Source organism: Rhizobium hidalgonense (assembly GCF_005862185.2).
Lineage (GTDB): Bacteria > Pseudomonadota > Alphaproteobacteria > Rhizobiales > Rhizobiaceae > Rhizobium > Rhizobium hidalgonense.
On the sequence record NZ_CP054027.1, the window covers coordinates 3,497,610 to 3,515,686 of the forward strand.

18 protein-coding genes are annotated in these 18,077 nt (G+C 61.9%); 9 read left to right on the top strand and 9 right to left on the bottom strand.

Annotated elements, in window-relative coordinates; genetic code table 11:
- The first annotated feature begins 113 nt into the window (after nt 1–113).
- The gene (locus FFM81_RS16965; protein WP_138385062.1) at nt 114–1,010 is read left to right on the top strand and encodes a LysR family transcriptional regulator; all 897 of its coding nucleotides are present in this window, start codon (nt 114–116) and stop codon (nt 1,008–1,010) included.
- 3 nt (nt 1,011–1,013) lie between these two features.
- On the opposite strand, the gene FFM81_RS16970 is transcribed toward FFM81_RS16965, so the two are convergent.
- On the bottom strand, nt 1,014–1,865 hold the full coding sequence (locus FFM81_RS16970; RefSeq protein WP_003570103.1) for a LysR family transcriptional regulator: 852 nt from the start codon (nt 1,863–1,865) through the stop codon (nt 1,014–1,016).
- Nucleotides 1,866–2,003: 138 nt separating this feature from the next.
- Here FFM81_RS16970 and FFM81_RS16975 point away from each other — a divergent pair, with 138 nt between their 5' ends.
- Complete coding sequence (locus FFM81_RS16975; protein WP_138385061.1) at nt 2,004–3,005, top strand: zinc-dependent alcohol dehydrogenase family protein; 1,002 nt, start codon at nt 2,004–2,006, stop codon at nt 3,003–3,005.
- 13 nt (nt 3,006–3,018) lie between these two features.
- Here FFM81_RS16975 and FFM81_RS16980 read toward each other — a convergent pair whose 3' ends face one another.
- Both FFM81_RS16980 and FFM81_RS16985 read right to left on the bottom strand, forming a co-directional pair.
- Nucleotides 3,019–4,176: an adenosylhomocysteinase gene (locus FFM81_RS16980; RefSeq protein ID WP_097534852.1), complete on the bottom strand. Its 1,158-nt coding sequence runs from the start codon at nt 4,174–4,176 to the stop codon at nt 3,019–3,021.
- Between the two features lie 98 nt (nt 4,177–4,274).
- Nucleotides 4,275–5,153, bottom strand: a complete 879-nt coding sequence (locus FFM81_RS16985; protein WP_138385060.1) for a LysR substrate-binding domain-containing protein — start codon at nt 5,151–5,153, stop codon at nt 4,275–4,277.
- Between the two features lie 266 nt (nt 5,154–5,419).
- Here FFM81_RS16985 and FFM81_RS16990 point away from each other — a divergent pair, with 266 nt between their 5' ends.
- The 5 genes from FFM81_RS16990 to FFM81_RS17010 all read left to right on the top strand — a co-directional run bounded on the left by FFM81_RS16990 (nt 5,420) and on the right by FFM81_RS17010 (nt 10,911).
- Nucleotides 5,420–5,950, top strand: coding sequence for an NUDIX hydrolase (locus FFM81_RS16990; RefSeq protein ID WP_025415417.1), 531 nt, complete (start codon nt 5,420–5,422; stop codon nt 5,948–5,950).
- A 63-nt stretch (nt 5,951–6,013) separates the two neighbouring features.
- Nucleotides 6,014–7,513 carry an inorganic phosphate transporter gene (locus tag FFM81_RS16995; RefSeq protein ID WP_003570111.1) on the top strand — a complete coding sequence of 500 codons (1,500 nt, stop codon included), beginning with the start codon at nt 6,014–6,016 and terminating at the stop codon, nt 7,511–7,513.
- A 129-nt stretch (nt 7,514–7,642) separates the two neighbouring features.
- Entirely contained in the window at nt 7,643–8,380 is a 738-nt protein-coding gene (locus FFM81_RS17000; protein WP_025415415.1) for a 16S rRNA (uracil(1498)-N(3))-methyltransferase, read from the top strand.
- Nucleotides 8,381–8,527: 147 nt separating this feature from the next.
- On the top strand, nt 8,528–9,901 hold the full coding sequence (locus FFM81_RS17005) for a glutamate--cysteine ligase (protein ID WP_138385059.1): 1,374 nt from the start codon (nt 8,528–8,530) through the stop codon (nt 9,899–9,901).
- Nucleotides 9,902–10,050: 149 nt separating this feature from the next.
- Complete coding sequence (locus FFM81_RS17010) at nt 10,051–10,911, top strand: DUF937 domain-containing protein (RefSeq protein WP_003570116.1); 861 nt, start codon at nt 10,051–10,053, stop codon at nt 10,909–10,911.
- Nucleotides 10,912–10,999: 88 nt separating this feature from the next.
- Here the strand turns inward: FFM81_RS17010 and FFM81_RS17015 are convergent, their stop codons facing one another.
- On the bottom strand, nt 11,000–11,299 hold the full coding sequence (locus FFM81_RS17015; RefSeq protein WP_025415412.1) for a YjiS-like domain-containing protein: 300 nt from the start codon (nt 11,297–11,299) through the stop codon (nt 11,000–11,002).
- Between the two features lie 255 nt (nt 11,300–11,554).
- Here FFM81_RS17015 and FFM81_RS17020 point away from each other — a divergent pair, with 255 nt between their 5' ends.
- Nucleotides 11,555–12,511, top strand: coding sequence for a LysR substrate-binding domain-containing protein (locus tag FFM81_RS17020; protein WP_003588350.1), 957 nt, complete (start codon nt 11,555–11,557; stop codon nt 12,509–12,511).
- A gap of 18 nt (nt 12,512–12,529) precedes the next feature.
- On the opposite strand, the gene FFM81_RS17025 is transcribed toward FFM81_RS17020, so the two are convergent.
- The 3 genes from FFM81_RS17025 to FFM81_RS17035 all read right to left on the bottom strand — a co-directional run bounded on the left by FFM81_RS17025 (nt 12,530) and on the right by FFM81_RS17035 (nt 14,756).
- Nucleotides 12,530–13,171, bottom strand: coding sequence for a TetR family transcriptional regulator (locus FFM81_RS17025; RefSeq protein WP_138385058.1), 642 nt, complete (start codon nt 13,169–13,171; stop codon nt 12,530–12,532).
- 290 nt (nt 13,172–13,461) lie between these two features.
- On the bottom strand, nt 13,462–13,878 hold the full coding sequence (locus FFM81_RS17030; protein ID WP_097534856.1) for an MAPEG family protein: 417 nt from the start codon (nt 13,876–13,878) through the stop codon (nt 13,462–13,464).
- Between the two features lie 122 nt (nt 13,879–14,000).
- On the bottom strand, nt 14,001–14,756 hold the full coding sequence (locus FFM81_RS17035) for an SDR family oxidoreductase (protein WP_003570123.1): 756 nt from the start codon (nt 14,754–14,756) through the stop codon (nt 14,001–14,003).
- Between the two features lie 92 nt (nt 14,757–14,848).
- Here FFM81_RS17035 and FFM81_RS17040 point away from each other — a divergent pair, with 92 nt between their 5' ends.
- Nucleotides 14,849–15,766 carry a LysR family transcriptional regulator gene (locus tag FFM81_RS17040; protein WP_138385057.1) on the top strand — a complete coding sequence of 306 codons (918 nt, stop codon included), beginning with the start codon at nt 14,849–14,851 and terminating at the stop codon, nt 15,764–15,766.
- 8 nt (nt 15,767–15,774) lie between these two features.
- Here FFM81_RS17040 and FFM81_RS17045 read toward each other — a convergent pair whose 3' ends face one another.
- Nucleotides 15,775–16,329 carry a hypothetical protein gene (locus tag FFM81_RS17045; protein ID WP_097534861.1) on the bottom strand — a complete coding sequence of 185 codons (555 nt, stop codon included), beginning with the start codon at nt 16,327–16,329 and terminating at the stop codon, nt 15,775–15,777.
- A 2-nt stretch (nt 16,330–16,331) separates the two neighbouring features.
- Entirely contained in the window at nt 16,332–17,816 is a 1,485-nt protein-coding gene (gene guaB / locus FFM81_RS17050) for an IMP dehydrogenase (protein ID WP_003570128.1), read from the bottom strand.
- Nucleotides 17,817–18,077: the final 261 nt, after the last annotated feature.

Here is an 18,077-nt window from a genome sequence, read left to right on the forward strand (position 1 = left end):
CAGCGGAAACCGGCCACGAACCTCCCGCCGCCGATGAACCGGCTTAGCACTTTCCCAAAACTGGCGCAAATGCTAAGCACTTATGCCAAAAGAGGAAAAAGTCTCAAAACCTTATGACCAATCTGGGTGATCTCGAAATCTTTGCCAAGGTCGTTTCGACGGGAAGCATGTCGCTTGCCGGGCGGGCGCTCGGCTTTTCTCCCGCCGTCGTCTCCAAACGGATCAAGCGGCTGGAGGACCGGCTCGGCACCCGGCTTTTGCAGCGTACGACGCGGCAGATCTCGCTGACGGAAGCCGGACAGGGTTACTACGACCGCGTCCTCGGCATCCTCGCCGGGCTTGAAGAGGCGGAATTCTATATATCAGGCCGCTCGGCGCAGATGCACGGCACGCTGAAAATCTCGGCGCCGACCTCGTTCGGGCGCATGCACATCGCGCCGCATTTGAAGGCGTTCATGGAAGCGAATCCGGAACTGGCGATCAACCTGGTGCTGACCGACGAATTCTCCGACATCGTTGGCGGCGGCTTCGATCTGGCGATCCGCATCGCCGAACTGACCGATTCGAGCCTCGTCGCCCGGCGGCTGGCGCCAGTGCGCCGGCTGCTCTGCGCCTCGCCGGATTATCTGGCGGCGCATGGCGAGCCTGGAGATATCGGCGATCTGAAACATCACCGCTGCCTGCCGGCGCACAATGGCGACACTTGGCGGCTGAACGGGCCGGACGGAATGATCAGCCTGCGGCCGGAAGGCATGCTGATCACCAATTCCAGCGAAGTGATCCGCGAGACGGTCATCGCCGGCCTCGGCATCGCGCTACGCTCTACCTGGGATATCGGCGAAGAACTCAAGGCCGGCCGGCTGGTGCAGGTGCTGCCCGCCTATGAGGGCTCGCACAATGTGGCGCTGTCGGCCGTCTATCCCAGCCGGCAATTCCTGCCGGCCAAGGTGCGGCTGTTCATCGACTATCTGGCCGAGCTGTACGGACCCGTTCCCTACTGGGAACGCTGATGTTCAGCGCGCCAGCCTCTCGATGACGAGGTCGAGCAAGGCGCGCAGCCGCGCCAGGCGTTTCATGTCGCGGTGATAACCGACCCAGGTGTCGCGGCCGGGCGGCGGCTCGCCGAGATCGACCAGTTCGATTGCGGCATGCGAATCGCCGAGCGGCCGCGGCAGAACGGCGAGCCCGGCTCCATTGGCACAGAGCGCCGCCTGCACATCACGGCTGTTGCTGCGCATGACGATCTCGGCATTTGGCAACAGGCGCTGCAGCCAGCCGACATCCGGCATGTCGCCGAAAGCCTCGTTGATGGTGACGAGGCGGGCGCCCGCGCCGTCGCCGGTTTCGGGGTGAGGCGCACCGCGGCCGATATAAAGGCCATATTCGATATGGATGAGCTTGCGCGATATGATCTCCGCTTCCGTGAAGGGCTGGATGCGGAAGACCAGGTCGGCTTCTCGTCGCGACAGGTTGAGAAGCCGGCTGTCGGTCAATAATTCGACCACCACCTTCGGATGGACTTGCGAGAATTCCGCCAGCACCGGCGAAAGCACATGGGCGCCGAACCAGTCGGATGAGGACAGCCTGAGAAAACCATCGAGCTGACTGCTGCCGCCGGCAAGGACACGCTCGACGGCGAGCGCCTCCTCCTCGATCCGTTCGGCGCCGGCGAATACGGCCGCGCCTTCATCCGTTAGGACGAAGCCATCGGTGGTGCGCTGAAAGAGTGTCTGGCCGAGAGAGGTTTCAAGGGCACGCAGCCGCCTGCCCATCGTCGGCTGCGTCAGTCCGAGGCTGCGGGCTGCTGCCCCCAGCGTGCCGAACCGCGCGATCGCCAGAAACAGCTTGAGGTCGCTCCATTCCATCGCTCGCATCCACCAAACGAAAATGCATGGACTTCAGTCGTTATCTTTCATTTTCATTCGAGTTTCAATGAAGCATCTTTCTTCCATGCCAATTGCGGTGTCGCTGCAGGCGCCGCACCGCGAACGAAGGAGAGTTCCATGCCCGTTCAATCAACGATGAAAGCACTGCTGGCGGAATCGCCGAATTCGCCATTGCGCATCGCAGATCTTCAAAGGCCGGTGCCCGGCGAAGCCCAGGTTCTGGTGCGCATAAAGGCAAGCGGCGTCAATCCGCTCGACCTCAAGATCCGGGCCGGCAACGCGGCTCATGCCCGCCATCCGCTTCCCGCCATTGTCGGTATCGATATGGCAGGTGTTGTCGAAGAGGTCGGAATTGGCGTCAGCGGTTTTCGCCGCGGCGACGCGGTCTACGGCATGACCGGCGGGGTCGGCGGCGTTCAGGGATCGCTTGCCGACTTTGCAGCGGTCGATGCCGCGCTGTTGGCGCCGAAGCCTCAGAATCTGTCGATGCGCGAGGCGGCCGCCCTGCCGCTGATCTCGATCACCGCCTGGGAAGGGTTGGTCGACCGCGCCGGGGTCAGGGCTGGCCAGAAGCTTCTCGTGATTGGCGGCGGCGGGGTCGGCCATATCGTCGCGCAGATCGCCAAGGCTGCCGGAGCCAAGGCCTATGTGGTCGACGGCGCTTCGAAAGCGGACTATCTCGCCGGCCTTGGCGCAACACCGATCGATCGTGACGCGGAAACGGTGGAAAATTATGTCGCAAAACATACCGGCGGCAAGGGTTTCGATCTCGTCTACGACACGGTCGGCGGCCAGGGGCTTGATACGGCATTCCGAGCCGTCAGCCAGTTCGGCCATGTCGTGAGCTGCCTTGGCTGGGGAAGCCATGCGCTGGCACCGCTCTCCTTCAAGGCCGCCACCTATTCCGGCGTCTTCACGCTGCTGCCGCTTCTGACCGGCGAAGGGCGCGCCCATCACGGTGAGATCATGCGGGAGATGACGAAGCTCGCCGAAGCCGGCAAGGTGATGCCGAAGCTCGACCCGCGCCGCTTCACCCTTGCAGATGCAAATGAGGCGCACCAGCTGATCGACGACCGGCAGGCGGACGGGAAGCTCGTCGTCGAGATCGACGGGTCGTAATTCGTCGGCGCGATTAGCGCGCCAGTTCGAGATAGGCGTTCGCCACCATCGCGTCGAGATCCCCGGGCACGGGCACGACGCAGGAATTGGGGCCGGCCTCGCCACTGGCGACGCGCTCGAGACAGCGGGCCTGCAGGGTGAAGCCGAGATCCATCGATTCGACCGTGTTGCCGAGCGACCGCGGGCCGGCGAGATTGGCCATGTGGCCGCCGCCGAGCACATGGAAAGAGCGGCCGTCGCTCAGATGGAAAGTCTCGATATGATCGGCCTCGTAGCGGTCGATGCCGGTGATATCGGGATGGCAGCGGAAGGCTCCGACATCGATCTCCTGCGGGAAATGGCCGCCATTCATCAGGATTACGCCGTCCTTTAAAAGCGGCAGGTCGGCTGCCGTCACGATACCGGCAAACCCCGTGACGGTGACGAGAATATCGGCCGAGCCGATCGCCACCTCGCGCAGCGGTGTGGCGAAACCGTCGAGATGGGCTTCGAGCGTCGTCACCGGATCGATATCAACGACGCTGACGGTCGAGAAGGCATTGCGGAAACAGGCGGCCGTGCCCTTGCCGCAGGCGCCGTAGCCGAACACCGTCACGCGTTTGCCGTTGGTCGAGCGGTTGGTGAAACGCAGATAGCTTTCGAACAGGCTCTGGCCAACGGCATGCCTGTTTTCGGCGAACTGCTTGATCGGACTGTCGTTGATGACGAGGATCGGCATGGCGAGGCGCTCGCGCAGCGGCAGCAGGCGGGTGCGGCCAGAGGTGGTTTCCTCGGTGCCGCCGCGGAGATTGGCGTAGGGTTTGTCCGCCGCGATCGCGAACAGATCGCCGCCATTGTCGAGCAGCAGATCCGGCTTTTCGGCCATAACCGCTTCGAGGCTCTGATGATGGGCGGCGGGATCGGTCGTCTGCGTGGCGAAGACCGTAATGCCCTCAGAGCGCAGGAACTCGACCGTCGACGGCTGGGTGCTGTTGAGATTGCCGGTGCAAACGAGACGGGCGCCGCCGGCGCGCAGCGTCATCAGGAGCGCCACCGTCTTCGGCTCGAGATGGATGCCGGTGCCGATCGCCAAGCCCTCGAAAGGACGCGTCCGCTCGAATTCAGCCGCCGTCGCCTTAAGCAGCCGGCAGCTGTCGCCGATCCAGTCGATGCGGGTTGCGGTCTTTTCCATCATCTCTTCTCTGTTGCCATGGTCGCACCGTTCTTAGCGGAGCAATAGGGATGCGAATATGGAAGTAATTCTGGCGAAGGGGCAGAAAATCTGTCCTTTCAAGTCCCTGTCCCGCACTGAAGTAGCCAGCCGGACAGAGCTGCAAAGGCCTGCCGTCTGGCATCCGGCGTCCGACAGCAGAGGCAATAGCCCGACGGCCGGGTGATGAAGCCGTAGGGCGCCAGCAGATGCCCGCGTTGAAGATCGTCTTCGATCGAGGCGCGTGGCGCCAGAGCGACACCAAGCCCCGAGCGGGCAGCACCGAGCGCCAACAGCAGATCCTCGAATTCTTGGACGCGGGAAAAGGTGACCGGCGGCGTGCCGCTTTCGGCAAACCATTCGTCCCAGAGCTTCGGAACGCTGCGGCTGACGAGCATCGTCAGCGCGCCCATCGCCGCCGGGTCACCAGATAGGGCCGCGACAAGTGCAGGCGTGGCGACCGGGCCGAACTCGTCCTCCATGAAACGCAGGGCGGTAATCCCGGCCGCCGGCCGATATTCGCCTCCCATGATCACAGCGTCCAATTCCGGGTGTATTTGCAGCGGCTCCACCACGGTCATCGGCACGATGTCGATCGCCATATCTCCGAGACTTGCCTGCATGCCTGCCACGCGCGGCATCAGCCACCAGACCGCGAAGGCAGAGGGCACGCCAAGCCGGATGCGGCCCGGCACCGTGCCTTCGAGCTCCGAAGCGGCACGTTGCAGGATATCGAAAGCCGCGCCCGCAGCGGCGGCAAAGGCGCTCGCCTGCACGGTCGGCACCAGCCTGCGGCCGTCACGCGTGAAAAGCTTGCGACCGACGTAATTTTCAAGCGTGGCGATCTGCTGCCGCACGGCGCCGCGCACCACGTTGAGCTCTTCGGCGGCCTTCACGATGCTGCCGTGGCGGCAGACGGCCTCGAAGACGCGGATGGCATTGAGCGGTGGAAGACGCATGATTACCACAATTCTAAATGATAGTGGATCACTTGATCTTGCCATTGAACGATATGCAAGAGCACGCAATATTGTACACCTGTGCAACGTGACGCATTCGAGACAGGGCGTGACGGGTTTTCCGAACCTGTCCGACTTCGACTCCCCTATGAACGGCAATCGAACCGCGTTTCGGATCGTCCCGTGGCTCTTTTGGATTGTGTCATCATTTCGTGATACACGTATATGAGTGATTCCTAACAACCATTGTGAAGGTGACCCGACAATTGACTCTTCTCGCCAGATTGGCATCCGATGTCCAACTGATGTTCCGGCGTCCGCCGCGACAGCAATATGGTGCGATCTGCTATCGGGTGAAGAAGAAGAGCGGCGATGTCGAAGTGTTGTTGATGACGAGCCGCGACACCGGCCGCTGGGTCATTCCCAAGGGTTGGCCGATGACGGGCAAATGCGCCCATGAGGTCGCCGCCCAGGAGGCCTTCGAGGAAGCCGGCGTCCGCGGCGCGGTCGAGACGGAAACGCTCGGCGCTTACAGCTACTCGAAAATCCTGCGCGACGGTGTGCAGGTGGCCTGCAAGGTGCAGGTCTATGCGATCGAAGTCACCGAGATGGCGAAGAACTTCAAGGAAAAGGGCGAACGCCGCATCGAATGGGTCTCGTTTGACGAGGCCGCGGGGCGTGTGCGCGAGCCGGAGTTGCGCGGCCTTTTCCTAGCTTTCAAACGAAAGCTGACCGAGAGGCTTTCGGCCCAGGCGGTAAAGCAGGGATCTGCGGGAAAGCAAATTCCGGCGGAATGAATCCTGCCATCTTGCGCTGCTAGGAAAGTGGCGTAGAAGCAGATTTCATCCCTCGGAAAAAGAATGCCGCCACGCCCCACAGTCCTCACGAAACGCACGCTCGACAAAGACCTCGACAAGATAACCCGTGCCGAGGACGCGGCGAAACATGTTTTGCGGCGGCTGGTGGCGCCCGGTGTCGGGCTGATCTTCGTCGGCCTGGCCATGCTGTTTGCCGGTGTTTATGTGTTCGACCGGCCGGGAGCGGTGCTCGTTGTGGCGGCGGCAGCCCTTGCCGGCTACATGGCGATGAACATCGGCGCCAATGATGTGACCAATAATGTCGGTGCCGCCGTCGGGGCGCGCGCCATGACGATGAGCCAGGCGCTGGTCATCGCTGCGATTTTCGAGGTTCTCGGCGCCACGATCGCCGGTGGCGAAGTCGTCAGGACGATTTCCTCGAATATCGTCGACGCCGTCCAGGTGCCGCAGGCATTGCTCGGCTGGATCATGATGGCGGCGCTGATGGCCGCGGCCCTGTGGATCAACCTCGCCACCTGGATGAACGCGCCGGTTTCCACCACCCATGCGATCGTCGGGGCGGTGATCGGCGCGGGCATCGCAGCCGTCGGGCCGGACCCGGTGAATTGGCGGGTGATGGTGGAAATCACCTCGAGCTGGATCACCTCGCCGCTGATCGGCGGGCTGATCGCGGCCGGGCTGCTTTATCTCGTCAAGACGCTGATCATCTATCGCGACGACAAGATCGCCGCCGCGCGGCTCTGGGTGCCGGTGCTGGTCGCGGTGATGGCCGGCGGCTTTATGGCCTATATGGTGCTGCAGCTGTCGCCCCCTGGCAAATATCCGTCTTTGACCATTATCCTCATCGGCATCGGCATCGGGCTGGTCAGCTGGCTTGCCGCCCGGCCGCTCGTTCTCGCCCAGGCGCGCAATCTCGAAAACCGCAACAGCTCGCTGCGGGTCCTGTTCCGGATGCCGCTCATCGGCTCTGCGGCGCTGCTGTCCTTCGCGCATGGGGCAAACGATGTTTCGAACGCGGTCGGGCCTCTTTCGGCGATCGTCCACTCAGTCGGCGTCGGCGGCGGTGACAGCATCGGCCACCCGCCGCTCTGGGTGATGCTGATCGGCGCCTTCGGCATCTCCGTCGGCCTGCTGCTGTTCGGGCCGCGCCTCATCCGCCTCGTCGGCGAGGAGATCACCAAGCTCAATCCGATGCGGGCCTGTTGCGTCGCGTTGTCGACCGCCTTCACCGTCATCGTCGCCTCCTGGCTCGGCCTGCCAGTCAGCACCACCCATATCGCCGTCGGTTCCGTCTTCGGTGTCGGCTTCTTCCGCGAATGGTATACGCGTCATTCGAAGCGCCGCATCACCTATATCAGGAGCAAGGCCGAGAGCTTCGATATCGACGAACCGGAAGAGCCGAACGTCCACGAGACGCGACGGCGCTATCTTGTGCGCCGCTCGCATTTCATGACGATCATCGCCGCCTGGATCATCACCGTGCCGGTTTCGGCAACGCTTGCGGCAGTGATTTATTGGGTTATGTTCGCGCTCTTCGTCTAGAACAGGATGATTTTAGGCCTGCTCGGCCTAAAATCTGAATCCTGTTCTAAATTAAAGCGTTAGAGCATGACGTCGTCCGAAAACCGCTCACACTTTTCGGCATCATTCTCTGGAACCCGCGAGTTTTTAATGCGCGCCAATTTCCGCATGCAACGACTTTTCGTCGACGCGCCGCTTTCCCGCGGTGTCGCCCTCGAGGTGAATGTCGACCAATTCAACTATCTCGCCAATGTGCTGAGGATGCAGGAAGGCGGCGAGGTCCTGCTATTCAACGGCCGTGACGGCGAGTGGAAGGCAACCCTCACCTTCCCCACGCGCAAACGCATTCAGCTAACAGCAATCGAAGAGACGCGGCCGCAGCCGGCACCTTGCGACCTGCATTATCTTTTTGCGCCGCTCAAGGTCGGCCGCTTGGATTATCTCGTTCAGAAGGCCGTGGAAATGGGCGCCGGTCTGCTGCAGCCGGTCATGACCCAGCACGTCCAGGGCAAGATCACCAATCTCGACAAACTGCGCGCCAATGTCGTGGAGGCGGCGGAGCAATGCGGCGTTCTCGGCATTCCCGAAGTTGCCGAGCCGATGCGGCTTCTCGACCTGCTCGACCGCTGGCCGAAAGAGCGCCGCATCATCTATTGCGACGAAGGCGATGCCGGGCAGAACCCGCTGCCGGTGCTGTCGGCGATCCGGGAGAGGCATCTCGCCTTGCTCGTCGGGCCGGAAGGTGGCTTTTCCGAAGAGGAGCGGGCGCGGCTTCGAAGCCTCGATTTCGTCACCGCCATTCCGCTCGGACCACGCATCCTCAGGGCCGATACCGCGGCCGTTGCGGCGCTGGCGGTGGTGCAGGCGGCGATCGGCGACTGGCGCTGACGGCGAAAACGGGTGGACATGGAAATTGCTGCTATTTTTTTGATGCGTCATTGAAAGAATTTCACTTGCAACATACGTGGCTTGGGTCCTAATCAGCCTTCCAGCTGCCCGGCCCCCTGGGCGCCTTTTTGAATACAGGTACCCCGCATGGCCCGCGACACCACCGACCAGACACCGCTCTCTTCGGTTCAGGATCTGACCGATTATATCGCCGCCGGCAACAAGCCGCGGGAGCGCTTCCGGATCGGCACCGAACACGAGAAATTCGCCTTCTTCCGTGCCGACAACAGCCCGGTTCCCTATTTCGGCGACGCCAGCATTTCCGCCCTGCTCACCGGCCTGCAGAAAAAAAGCGGCTGGGAGCCGATCATGGACGGTGGCAACATCATCGGCCTTGCCGAGCAGAGCGGCATGGGCGCGATCTCGATCGAGCCAGGCGGGCAGTTCGAACTGTCCGGCGCGCCGCTGGAAACGATCCACGAAACCTGCAGGGAATCGAACCAGCATCTGGCGACGCTGCGCGACATCGCCGAGCCGATGGGCATCCGCTTCCTCGGCATCGGCGGCAGTCCGAAATGGACCTATGCTGAAACCCCGCAGATGCCGAAATCGCGCTACGAGATCATGACCCGCTATATGCCGAAGGTCGGCACCAAGGGTCTCGACATGATGTACCGCACCTGCACGATCCAGGTGAATCTCGATTTCTCCTCCGAAGCCGACATGCGCCAGAAGATGCGCGTCTCGATGAAACTGCAATCGCTGGCGACCGCCCTCTTCGCATCCTCGCCCTTCACCGAGGGCAAGCCGAACGGCCTGCTGTCCTGGCGCGGCGATATCTGGCGCGATGTCGACAATCAGCGCTCGGGCCTGCTCGATTTCACCTTCCGCGACGATTTCGGCTTCCGCGACTATGCCGAATGGGCACTCGACGTGCCGATGTATTTCATCGTCCGGGACGGGCACTATCACGACTGCACCCATGTCACTTTCCGCCAGTTCATGAATGGCGCTTTGAAGGTCGAGGTCGCTGATCCGGCGCCAACGATGGGCGACTGGACGAACCATCTTTCGACGCTCTTCCCCGACGTGCGGATGAAGCGTTTCCTCGAAATGCGCGGCGCCGACGGCGGCCCGTGGCGGCGCATTTGTGCCTTGCCGGCCTTCTGGGTTGGCCTGCTCTACGACGATGCGGCTCTCGATGCCGCCGACCAGTTGACGAAGGATTGGAGCCTTGCCGAGATCGGCACATTGCGGGATGCCGTTCCGGCGCAAGGATTGAAGGCCGAGTTTCGCGGACATGCACTGCTCGACACGGCGCGCGAAGTGGTCGGCATATCGAGGGCCGGCCTCAAGGCGCGCGGCAGGCTCAATCGCGAAGGCCAGGACGAGAGTATCTTCCTGGCGCCGCTCGACGAGGTGCTCGCCAAGAAGGCGACGCTCGCCGAGGATCTGCTGTCCCTTTATCACGGCCGCTGGAACGGCTCCGTCGAACCGGTCTTCGAGGACTATCAGTACTGAGCCTGTCCTGGGGTTTTCTCCAACTCGGAAAATCGCACGGCACTTTCGCTGAAATTGGTTTAAGTTCTTATGGCAAAAAGCCGTTTGCACATTACCATTTCCGGATATAGTGGCGTTACCAGCGTCACGACTCGGGGAAAGGGACCTCCATGCTGCCACTCTTCGACATGATGATGCAGGCGCAGAACGGCGCGGCGATGGAGGCAATCGCCCGGCAGTTCAACCTGGCCCAGGAACAGGCGACCAAGGCGATGGCGGCATTGATGCCGGCCTTCTCAGCCGGCCTGAAGCGCAGCACCAGCAACCCTTATGATTTCGTCGGGCTGATGCAGGCCGTCTCCTCCGGCAATTATGCGCGTTATTTCGAGGATATGAGCCGGGCTTTCACGCCCGAGGGCATTTCCGACGGCAACAATATCCTTGCCCAGCTTTTCGGCTCCAAGGAGGTTTCGCGCGCGGTCGCCGCTCAGGCCGCACAGATGACCGGCATCGGCCAGGATATCTACAAGCGGATGCTGCCGGTGCTGGCCGATACGCTGATGGGCGGGCTCTTCAAACAGACGACTGGCCAGATGGCTTCGCCGGTCAACCCCTTCGTCAATACGGCGATGGCCGAGACCATCCAGCAATGGCTGCAGAGTACCGGCTTCGCGCCGAAACCGAAGGCGGCGCAGCCCAGCATCTTCGACAATCCCTTCACGCAGGCGATGCAGCAGATGTTTTCGGTGCCGAAGGCTCAGCCGGCACCTCAGCCGAACCCCTTCCTCGACAATCCCTTCGCCAAGGCCTTCCAGGAGATGATAGGTGGGCTAGGACAGCAACCGGCGGCCCAGCCGGCAACCAAGACGCCCGAGGCGCCGAAGGAAGAGACGAAGGCCGCGGCAGACAGCTATGGCGAAATATTGAACGCCATGTTCGACAGCGGGCTGGAAGTGCAGAAGACCTACCAGAGGAACCTGGAAGCGATCTTCGAAACCTATCGGCCGAAGCCGCCGGAATCCAAGGCGTAAAAAAACCCGGAGATGGCTTGGGAAAAGCCGATCACCGGGTCAAGCGGCAGGGCTATTGGCTATCACCCTGCGGGGAAACTCGACATTCCTACTCCTGGTAGGAGCGGAAGAGCGACAGGCGCCAGCGATTGCGCGCCGAGCGGGTCAGATGTTCCGACGGGTCCTCGAAGAAGGTCGACGCCAGGAACGCGGAGGTCAGATCGGCCCTGGTGAGGCCGATATCCCTCAACTGCGTGTCGTTCAGATCATGCAGCGCGTTGATCTCCATGCGATTGCGGAACACGCGAAAGAGAGAGGCCAACGGTGCGAGACCTGCCGCCAGACGCTGGGAAAACGTCGGGGTCGGCTTGTCGCAATCGAGTTCGAGTGTCTGGTCTGTCATGCGCATTGAACTCTCCTTTCTGTACAGCGCCGCGCGTCCTTCAGACGTGGAAAGGGCGCTGTAACGTTTCAGATCTCCGCGCAACGCAACCGACCCTCCCGCGAGGTCGTGCGGGAAGGAGCAAGCTGAATTCCGCTTGGACAGGCAGGGTGTCTGTCCTTCACTTTGCTTTGATTTGCATCCCGAAGATGCCAAAGACCTATTGATCAGTCCAACGAATGTTTCTAATGATTATCATCAGCTATCTTTATGGGTGACACCATGTCCGCGCCTCTTGATCTCGACCAGTTGCAGACTTTCATCGCCATCGTCGATTCCGGCAGCTTCACCAAGGCGGCCGACAGGGTCTATAAGACCCAATCTGCCGTCTCCATGCAGATGCGCCGTCTCGAGGAGCGCATCGGCAAGCAGTTGTTCATCAAGGATGGACGCGGCAACCGGCTGACGGTCGAGGGCGAAAAATTGCTCAATTACGCCCGGCGTATCATCCGCCTCAACAATGAGGCGATCGCGGCCTTCGACGACAACAGGCTCGAGGGCACGCTGCGCATCGGCACGCCGGACGATTATGCCGACCGCTACATGCCCGAAATCATCGGCCGCTTCGCCAAGACCCATCCGAATGTCGAACTCTACATCGTCTGCGAGCCCTCGGTGGATCTGGCCGAGCGCATGCATAAGGGCGAACTCGACATCGCGCTCGTCACCCACAATCCGCGCGAGCGAATGTCTGACGTCGTCAGAACCGAGCCGCTCTGCTGGGTGGGTTCGGCCAACCATCCGATCCGCGACGACGCGCCGGTGCCGCTGGCCGTCGGCCGGCGTGATTGCCAGTGGCGCCAGCTTGCCTGCTCGGCGCTCGACGCAGTGGGACGCGAACACCAGATCCTGTTCACCAGCTGGTCCTGCACCGTCGTTGCCGCTGCCGTGCTTGCCGGCATGGCAGTCTCGGTGATGCCGGAATCGGCGCTGCGCACCGGCATGAAGGTGCTGAGCCAGGCGGACGGCTTTCCCGCACTGCCGCCGGTGCAGATCGGCATCATGAAGCGGCCGGGCGTTTCGCTCTCGCTGATGAACGCGATCACGGCGCATATCACCGCCTGCCTCGACAATATCACGCCTGCCGTCGTCGACGACACGCTGGAGGCCGATGTCAAATCCGCCCAGGCACGCCTTTATCCACGGCTGAAAGCCGCCAATATGGTGCCGAGCTGGTAAGAAGTATGAGGTAAGAGCTCAGGCGGCGCGCTGAGCGGTTGCGGCGAAAAGGGAAGCGCGGATGGCGCGTTTCCACTCATCGAGCATGCGCCGCGCCAGGGCTTTGTCGCTGACGGCGGCAAGCCGGATGACGGCGCCGATCAAGTGGCTGAACAGATAAGTGCGCGCATACATCTCTTCGTCGCAAAGGTGCGGGGCCAGCCGACGCACGGCCTCATGAAAGATGCCGGCAACGCGGCCGCTATGCTCGATATTCAGCTGAAGCAGATCCTGGTCGGTCTCCGTTCCCATCCAGACACCGAGATAGACGGGATCATCATGATAGGACTCGTAATACCAGTCGATAATGTCGCAGACGGTGTCGAGTGCCTGGTCGAGCGTCTGAACGTCGGCGAACATCGCCTCCGTCTTTTCCTGGATTGCCAAGGCGTGCTGGTCGAACAAGGCTTTGACGATCGCCGCCTTTTCGGGAAAATACTGGTAAACCGAGCCGATCGGCACTTTGGCGGCGACGGCGAGCTCCGTCATCCGCATGGCGCTAACGCCCTTTTCGGCAATGATTTTGGCGGCGGCGGCAAGAATGAGGTCCAGCCTCTGGATACTGCGCTCCTGCTTCGGCTTCCTGCGCAAGCCGATCCGATCGATGCTTTCCACGCCCATGTCGTTCCCGTTCTTATCGTTCGCGCGGGCAGGCATCATGCCAAATCAGCGCGTCGGGCGGGTATGACATTGCAGGTCTTCATCAGTGGTAAATGAAAACGCCCGCATTTTAACGATCGGCAAATGCGTTTGAAATCAGGTACCTAGATCATATCATCCTAATTGACCAGCATTCGAAAGACCTGAAATAGTTGTAAAATCCTTGGGTCGAGAAGAGAGACCCATGCCGCTGCCGGGGCAAGTGACGATCCTGCCCGCTGGGACGCCGGACGAGCTCCCAGTGTTCGGCATCAGCCCATTGCCATCCATGCTGCGAGCCACACCCACATAGCGGCGAGCGTGAGGTAACCGGCAGCGAAAAGCGGACTGCGGTAGCGCAGATCATTGCTGGTGACATGCACGACGGCATGGGCGTAACGCAGCGCGACGAAGAGCCAGGCGAGCCCGACGGCCGGGAGATTGTCGGCCTCGGTGACATAGAGAAGAATACAGCAGGCGTAGAAGAGCACAGGCAGTTCGAACTGATTGGCGAGGCAGTTTTTGACGACGAGGCTTGTCGCCGGCTCGTCCCGATTTTCGCGATAATCCGATCTCCCGATCTTGCCGGCGCGGACCATTTTCCCGCGCCGCATGCCCAGAAGTGCATAAAGACCATAGACCAGGGCCACATGGGCGAGGAGTGGCCAGAAGATTTGATAACCGGTCATATGGGCGCCTTGAGTCCTTTTCCGCTTCCGCATTCGTTGCGAGCAGTAGCCGAAAGGAGAGCCGGATACCAGCGGCGGCGGCAGTGAACCGCCGTCGTGCGACGGCGGGTCACAAGAACATGTCAGACCTGAGCAGAGCCACCATCGGCGAAGAGCTCTGTGCCGGTGATGAAGCTCGAATCGTCCGAGGCGAGGAAGAGTGCCGCGGCGGCGATTTCCTCAGCGCGGCCGACGCGGCCCATCGGCACCTGTGTTGCGAGATAGTCGAGCAGGCCCTGCTGCTGTACCTTGTCCTGACCGGCGAGTTCGACAAGACCGGTCGTCTCTGTCGGGCCGGGGCTCAGCGTGTTGATGCGGATGCCCCGATCCTTGAGATCGAGGATCCAGTTGCGGGCAAAGCTTCTGAGCGCGGCTTTCGACGCAGCGTAGACACTGAAGGCAGGCGTGCCGGTCGAGCCGGCCGTCGAGCCCGTCAAGATCACGGATGAACCCCGGCCGAGCAGCGGCAGCGCTTTCTGTACGGTGAAGAGCACGCCCTTCACATTGCGGTTGAAGGTATCGTCGTACTGCTCCTCGGTAATTTCGCCGAGCGGCAGCATGGAACCGCCGCCGGCATTGACGAAGAGCACGTCGATGCGGCCGACTTGCGCCTTCACGAACTCATAGAGCCGGTCGAGGTCGGCAAGCTTTGCCGAGTCCGCCTGGATGCCTTTGACATTGCCACCGATTTCGGCGACCGCCGCGTCGAGGACGTCTTTGCGCCGGCCGGTCACGAAGAGCTGCGCGCCCTCGGCAGCGAAACGTTTGGCGGTGGCAAGGCCAATGCCGGATGTGGCGCCGGTGATGACCACGATCTTTCCATTCAGTCTCTGCGTCATTGTCGTCTCCTGTTGTTGGACCGAGGCTGAGATATGGACGCGGGGATTGTTTCGGAATAGAAAGAGATGAAAGCCATCGTTGCAAGAATGAAATGACGAAGTTTCCCGATTTCGAAGGCCTCGCAATGTTTGCAAAGGTGGCAGAGGAGCGTTCTTTCGCCCGCGCCGCCAAGACGCTTGGCGTCTCGGTGCCGACCGTTTCGCGCGCCGTCGCCCGGCTGGAGGAGAGGTTGGGAGCACGGCTCTTCAACCGCACGTCACGGCAGCTGGCGCTGACCGATTTCGGCTTGCGGCTGGTCGACAGTGCCTCACGGCTCTATGCGGAGGCGGAGGCGGCGGAGGATGCAGCGCGCGAGCTTTCCAGCAGTCCGCGCGGGATGATCCGGCTTGCCGTGCCGATGGCCTTTGGCACACGCTGGCTGGCGCCGATCCTGCCTGATTTTTTCGAGCTTTATCCGGATATTTCCATCGACCTGCATATGAGCGACGCTGCCGTCGATCTGGTGGGAGACGGTTTCGATGCAGCGCTGCGGATCGCCGTTCTACAGGATTCCTCGCTGGTGGCACGACGGCTGACGCCGGTCGCTCGTTTCATCCTCGCAGCGCCCTCCTACCTGGAAAAACACGGGACACCGGCACATCCAAGCGAGCTTACCGCCCACCATTGCCTGGGCTATGCCTATCGGCCGCGGCAGGATATCTGGCACTTGCGCAACGAGGCCGGCGAGGAAGAAACGGTCATACCGACGGGGCCGTTGCGCGCCACCAATTCGCAGGCGCTGATCCCGATGGCGCTCCGCGGCCTAGGGATCGTCGAACTGCCTGAATTCATGGCGCATGAATATCTCGCCGATGGCCGGCTGAAAGCCATCCTCAGCGATTGGAAACTGCCGAGCGGTGCGCTCTATTTCGTCACGCCCTCGGCTCGCACTCGTCCGGCGAAGGTGGAGGCGTTGTCCGATTTCATGGTTGCGCGGCTTTCCAACCCATCATGGCGATGGAACGGCTGAAGGTCCCCTCAGTCCTCGCGCGGCGAGAGCCAGCGGGCGATGGCAAGCCGGGCGATGACAATGACGCAGATGGCGAGGCTTGCGAATTTCAGCCGTGTCATCCACGGCAGCAGATGTGTTGCAAGATGTGTGGACGCACCATCGCCGAAGGCGATCAGGCTCGATATGTTCTCGGCGTAGTCGGCGATGCCGTAGATGAACGGTAGCAGGTAGATCGCCTTGGCCACAAGCGGATGCGCCGATCGGCCGAACCACGAGCCGACGGGACCGAGTGCGACGAAGACAAAGAACAGCAGCGCCGTCAGCAAGGCCGGAAAAATCAGTTCCGGCCCGAAATACATGGCGCGCAGCAGCTTTGTCGCCGTCTCGTTCTCATCCAGCAGCTTCTGCATGTGGAAGACGGCAGACTCGTCGTAACCGGCGAAATAAGTATCGAGCACCGCCTGCCCGGTCTCATGCTTGAAGGGCACGACGAAGCCGAAGGTCGTCCAGGCGAGCACGATCAGGCAGAGGGCTGCGAGCAGCGCGACGATCCAGACAGGAATCCCGCTGCCCGCTTTCATGATCAGAGGCCAGCGCCCGGATAGTTCGGGCTCTCGCGGGTGATCGTCACGTCATGGGCGTGGCTTTCGCGAAGGCCGGCGCCGGAGATGCGCACGAAGGTCGCCCGCTCCTGGAAATCCTTCAGATCCTTGCCGCCGACATAACCCATGGCTGCCTTGAGACCGCCGGCCAGTTGATGGACGACGGCCGAGACCGGACCCTTATACGGCACCTGGCCCTCGATACCCTCGGGCACGAGCTTCAGCGTGTCGCGCACCTCCGCCTGGAAATAACGGTCGGCGGAGCCGCGGGCCATGGCGCCGACGGAGCCCATGCCGCGATAGGCCTTGAAGGAGCGGCCCTGGTAGAGATACACCTCGCCCGGGCTTTCGTCGGTACCGGCCAGCAGCGAGCCGATCATGACGGCGGAAGCGCCGGCGGCGATCGCCTTGGCCAGATCGCCGGAGAATTTGATGCCGCCATCGGCGATGACGGGCACGTCCTGAGCCTGTGCCGCCTGAACGGCCGACATGATGGCGGCGAGCTGGGGAACGCCGACGCCGGCAACGATGCGCGTCGTGCAGATCGAGCCTGGGCCGATGCCGACCTTGACGGCATCGGCACCGGCATCGATCAGCGCTCTCGTACCGTCATAGGTGGCGACGTTGCCGGCCATGATCCTGACCGAGTTGGAAAGCTTCTTGACGCGGGTGACGGCATCGAGGACGCGCTGCGAATGACCGTGGGCGGTATCGACGACCAGAAGGTCGACGCCGGCCTCGATCAGCCGCTCGGCGCGCTCGAAGCCGTCATCGCCGACGCTGATGGCGGCGGCGGCGCGAAGCCTGCCCTGCGCATCCTTGGAGGCGTTCGGGTTCAGCTGCGACTTCTCGATATCCTTGACGGTGATGAGGCCGACGCAGCGGCCTTCAGTGTCGACCACCAGCAGCTTTTCGATGCGGTGCGAATGCAAGAGGCGCTTGGCCTCCTGCTGATCGACGCTCTCCTTGACGGTGACCAGATTGTCCTTGGTCATCAGCTCGTGGATCTTCTGCTCCGGATCGGAGGCGAAGCGAACATCGCGGTTGGTCAGGATGCCGACGAGGCGACCCGATTTCTCGACGACGGGAATGCCGGAGATGCCATGCGATTTCATCAGGCCGAGCGCTTCGGCGAGCTTCGCCTCCGGACCGATGGTCACCGGATTGACGACCATGCCGCTTTCGAACTTCTTCACCTGGCGGACCTCTTCGGCCTGCTCGATCGGCGTCAGGTTTCGGTGGATGACGCCGAGGCCGCCGGCCTGGGCCATGGCGATCGCCAGACGGCTTTCGGTGACGGTATCCATGGCCGAAGAGAGGATCGGGATGTTGAGGTCAAAATCGCGGGCGATCCGGGTGGAAATGTTCGTCTGGCCGGGCATGACCTCGGAATGACCGGGCTGCAGCAGCACGTCGTCGAAGGTAAGCGCGTCCGCGCCGGTTGCCGTTTCAATGATGCGTGCCATGGCCAAATTCCTTCATTTAAGAAAATGCAACCTGGCCCGGAAACGAATCGTCCGCCCCGGCGGTGTGCATGGGATTGCTTGGAAGTTGGCGAGGGCTGGTAACACGTCTATGACAGGAAGGAAATAGCAAAAAGCCCGGCCTGTCCGCCGGGCTCGTCATGGGTGCCATGCGCCTGGAGCAATCCCCTGATTTCCCCAAGTCGCGGGGATGGCCTAACTCTCTGTTTTCACGCATTCCGGACGCACAACCGCTGCGCAATT

Excerpts from the sequence above, each read along its gene's own strand:
- FFM81_RS16975 (WP_138385061.1), top strand. The coding sequence starts at position 2,004 with ATGCCCGTTCAATCAACGATGAAAGCACTGCTGGCGGAATCGCCGAAT.
- FFM81_RS16970 (WP_003570103.1), bottom strand. The coding sequence starts at position 1,865 with ATGGAATGGAGCGACCTCAAGCTGTTTCTGGCGATCGCGCGGTTCGGC.
- FFM81_RS17015 (WP_025415412.1), bottom strand. The coding sequence starts at position 11,299 with ATGCGCATGACAGACCAGACACTCGAACTCGATTGCGACAAGCCGACC.
- FFM81_RS17030 (WP_097534856.1), bottom strand. The coding sequence starts at position 13,878 with ATGACCGGTTATCAAATCTTCTGGCCACTCCTCGCCCATGTGGCCCTG.
- FFM81_RS17040 (WP_138385057.1), top strand. The coding sequence starts at position 14,849 with ATGACGAAGTTTCCCGATTTCGAAGGCCTCGCAATGTTTGCAAAGGTG.
- guaB (WP_003570128.1), bottom strand. The coding sequence starts at position 17,816 with ATGGCACGCATCATTGAAACGGCAACCGGCGCGGACGCGCTTACCTTC.
- FFM81_RS17035 (WP_003570123.1), bottom strand. The coding sequence starts at position 14,756 with ATGACGCAGAGACTGAATGGAAAGATCGTGGTCATCACCGGCGCCACA.
- FFM81_RS16965 (WP_138385062.1), top strand. The coding sequence starts at position 114 with ATGACCAATCTGGGTGATCTCGAAATCTTTGCCAAGGTCGTTTCGACG.
- FFM81_RS16985 (WP_138385060.1), bottom strand. The coding sequence starts at position 5,153 with ATGCGTCTTCCACCGCTCAATGCCATCCGCGTCTTCGAGGCCGTCTGC.
- FFM81_RS17005 (WP_138385059.1), top strand. The coding sequence starts at position 8,528 with ATGGCCCGCGACACCACCGACCAGACACCGCTCTCTTCGGTTCAGGAT.
- FFM81_RS16980 (WP_097534852.1), bottom strand. The coding sequence starts at position 4,176 with ATGGAAAAGACCGCAACCCGCATCGACTGGATCGGCGACAGCTGCCGG.
- FFM81_RS17025 (WP_138385058.1), bottom strand. The coding sequence starts at position 13,171 with ATGGGCGTGGAAAGCATCGATCGGATCGGCTTGCGCAGGAAGCCGAAG.
- FFM81_RS17045 (WP_097534861.1), bottom strand. The coding sequence starts at position 16,329 with ATGAAAGCGGGCAGCGGGATTCCTGTCTGGATCGTCGCGCTGCTCGCA.
- FFM81_RS17020 (WP_003588350.1), top strand. The coding sequence starts at position 11,555 with ATGTCCGCGCCTCTTGATCTCGACCAGTTGCAGACTTTCATCGCCATC.
- FFM81_RS16995 (WP_003570111.1), top strand. The coding sequence starts at position 6,014 with ATGCCGCCACGCCCCACAGTCCTCACGAAACGCACGCTCGACAAAGAC.
- FFM81_RS17010 (WP_003570116.1), top strand. The coding sequence starts at position 10,051 with ATGCTGCCACTCTTCGACATGATGATGCAGGCGCAGAACGGCGCGGCG.
- FFM81_RS17000 (WP_025415415.1), top strand. The coding sequence starts at position 7,643 with ATGCGCGCCAATTTCCGCATGCAACGACTTTTCGTCGACGCGCCGCTT.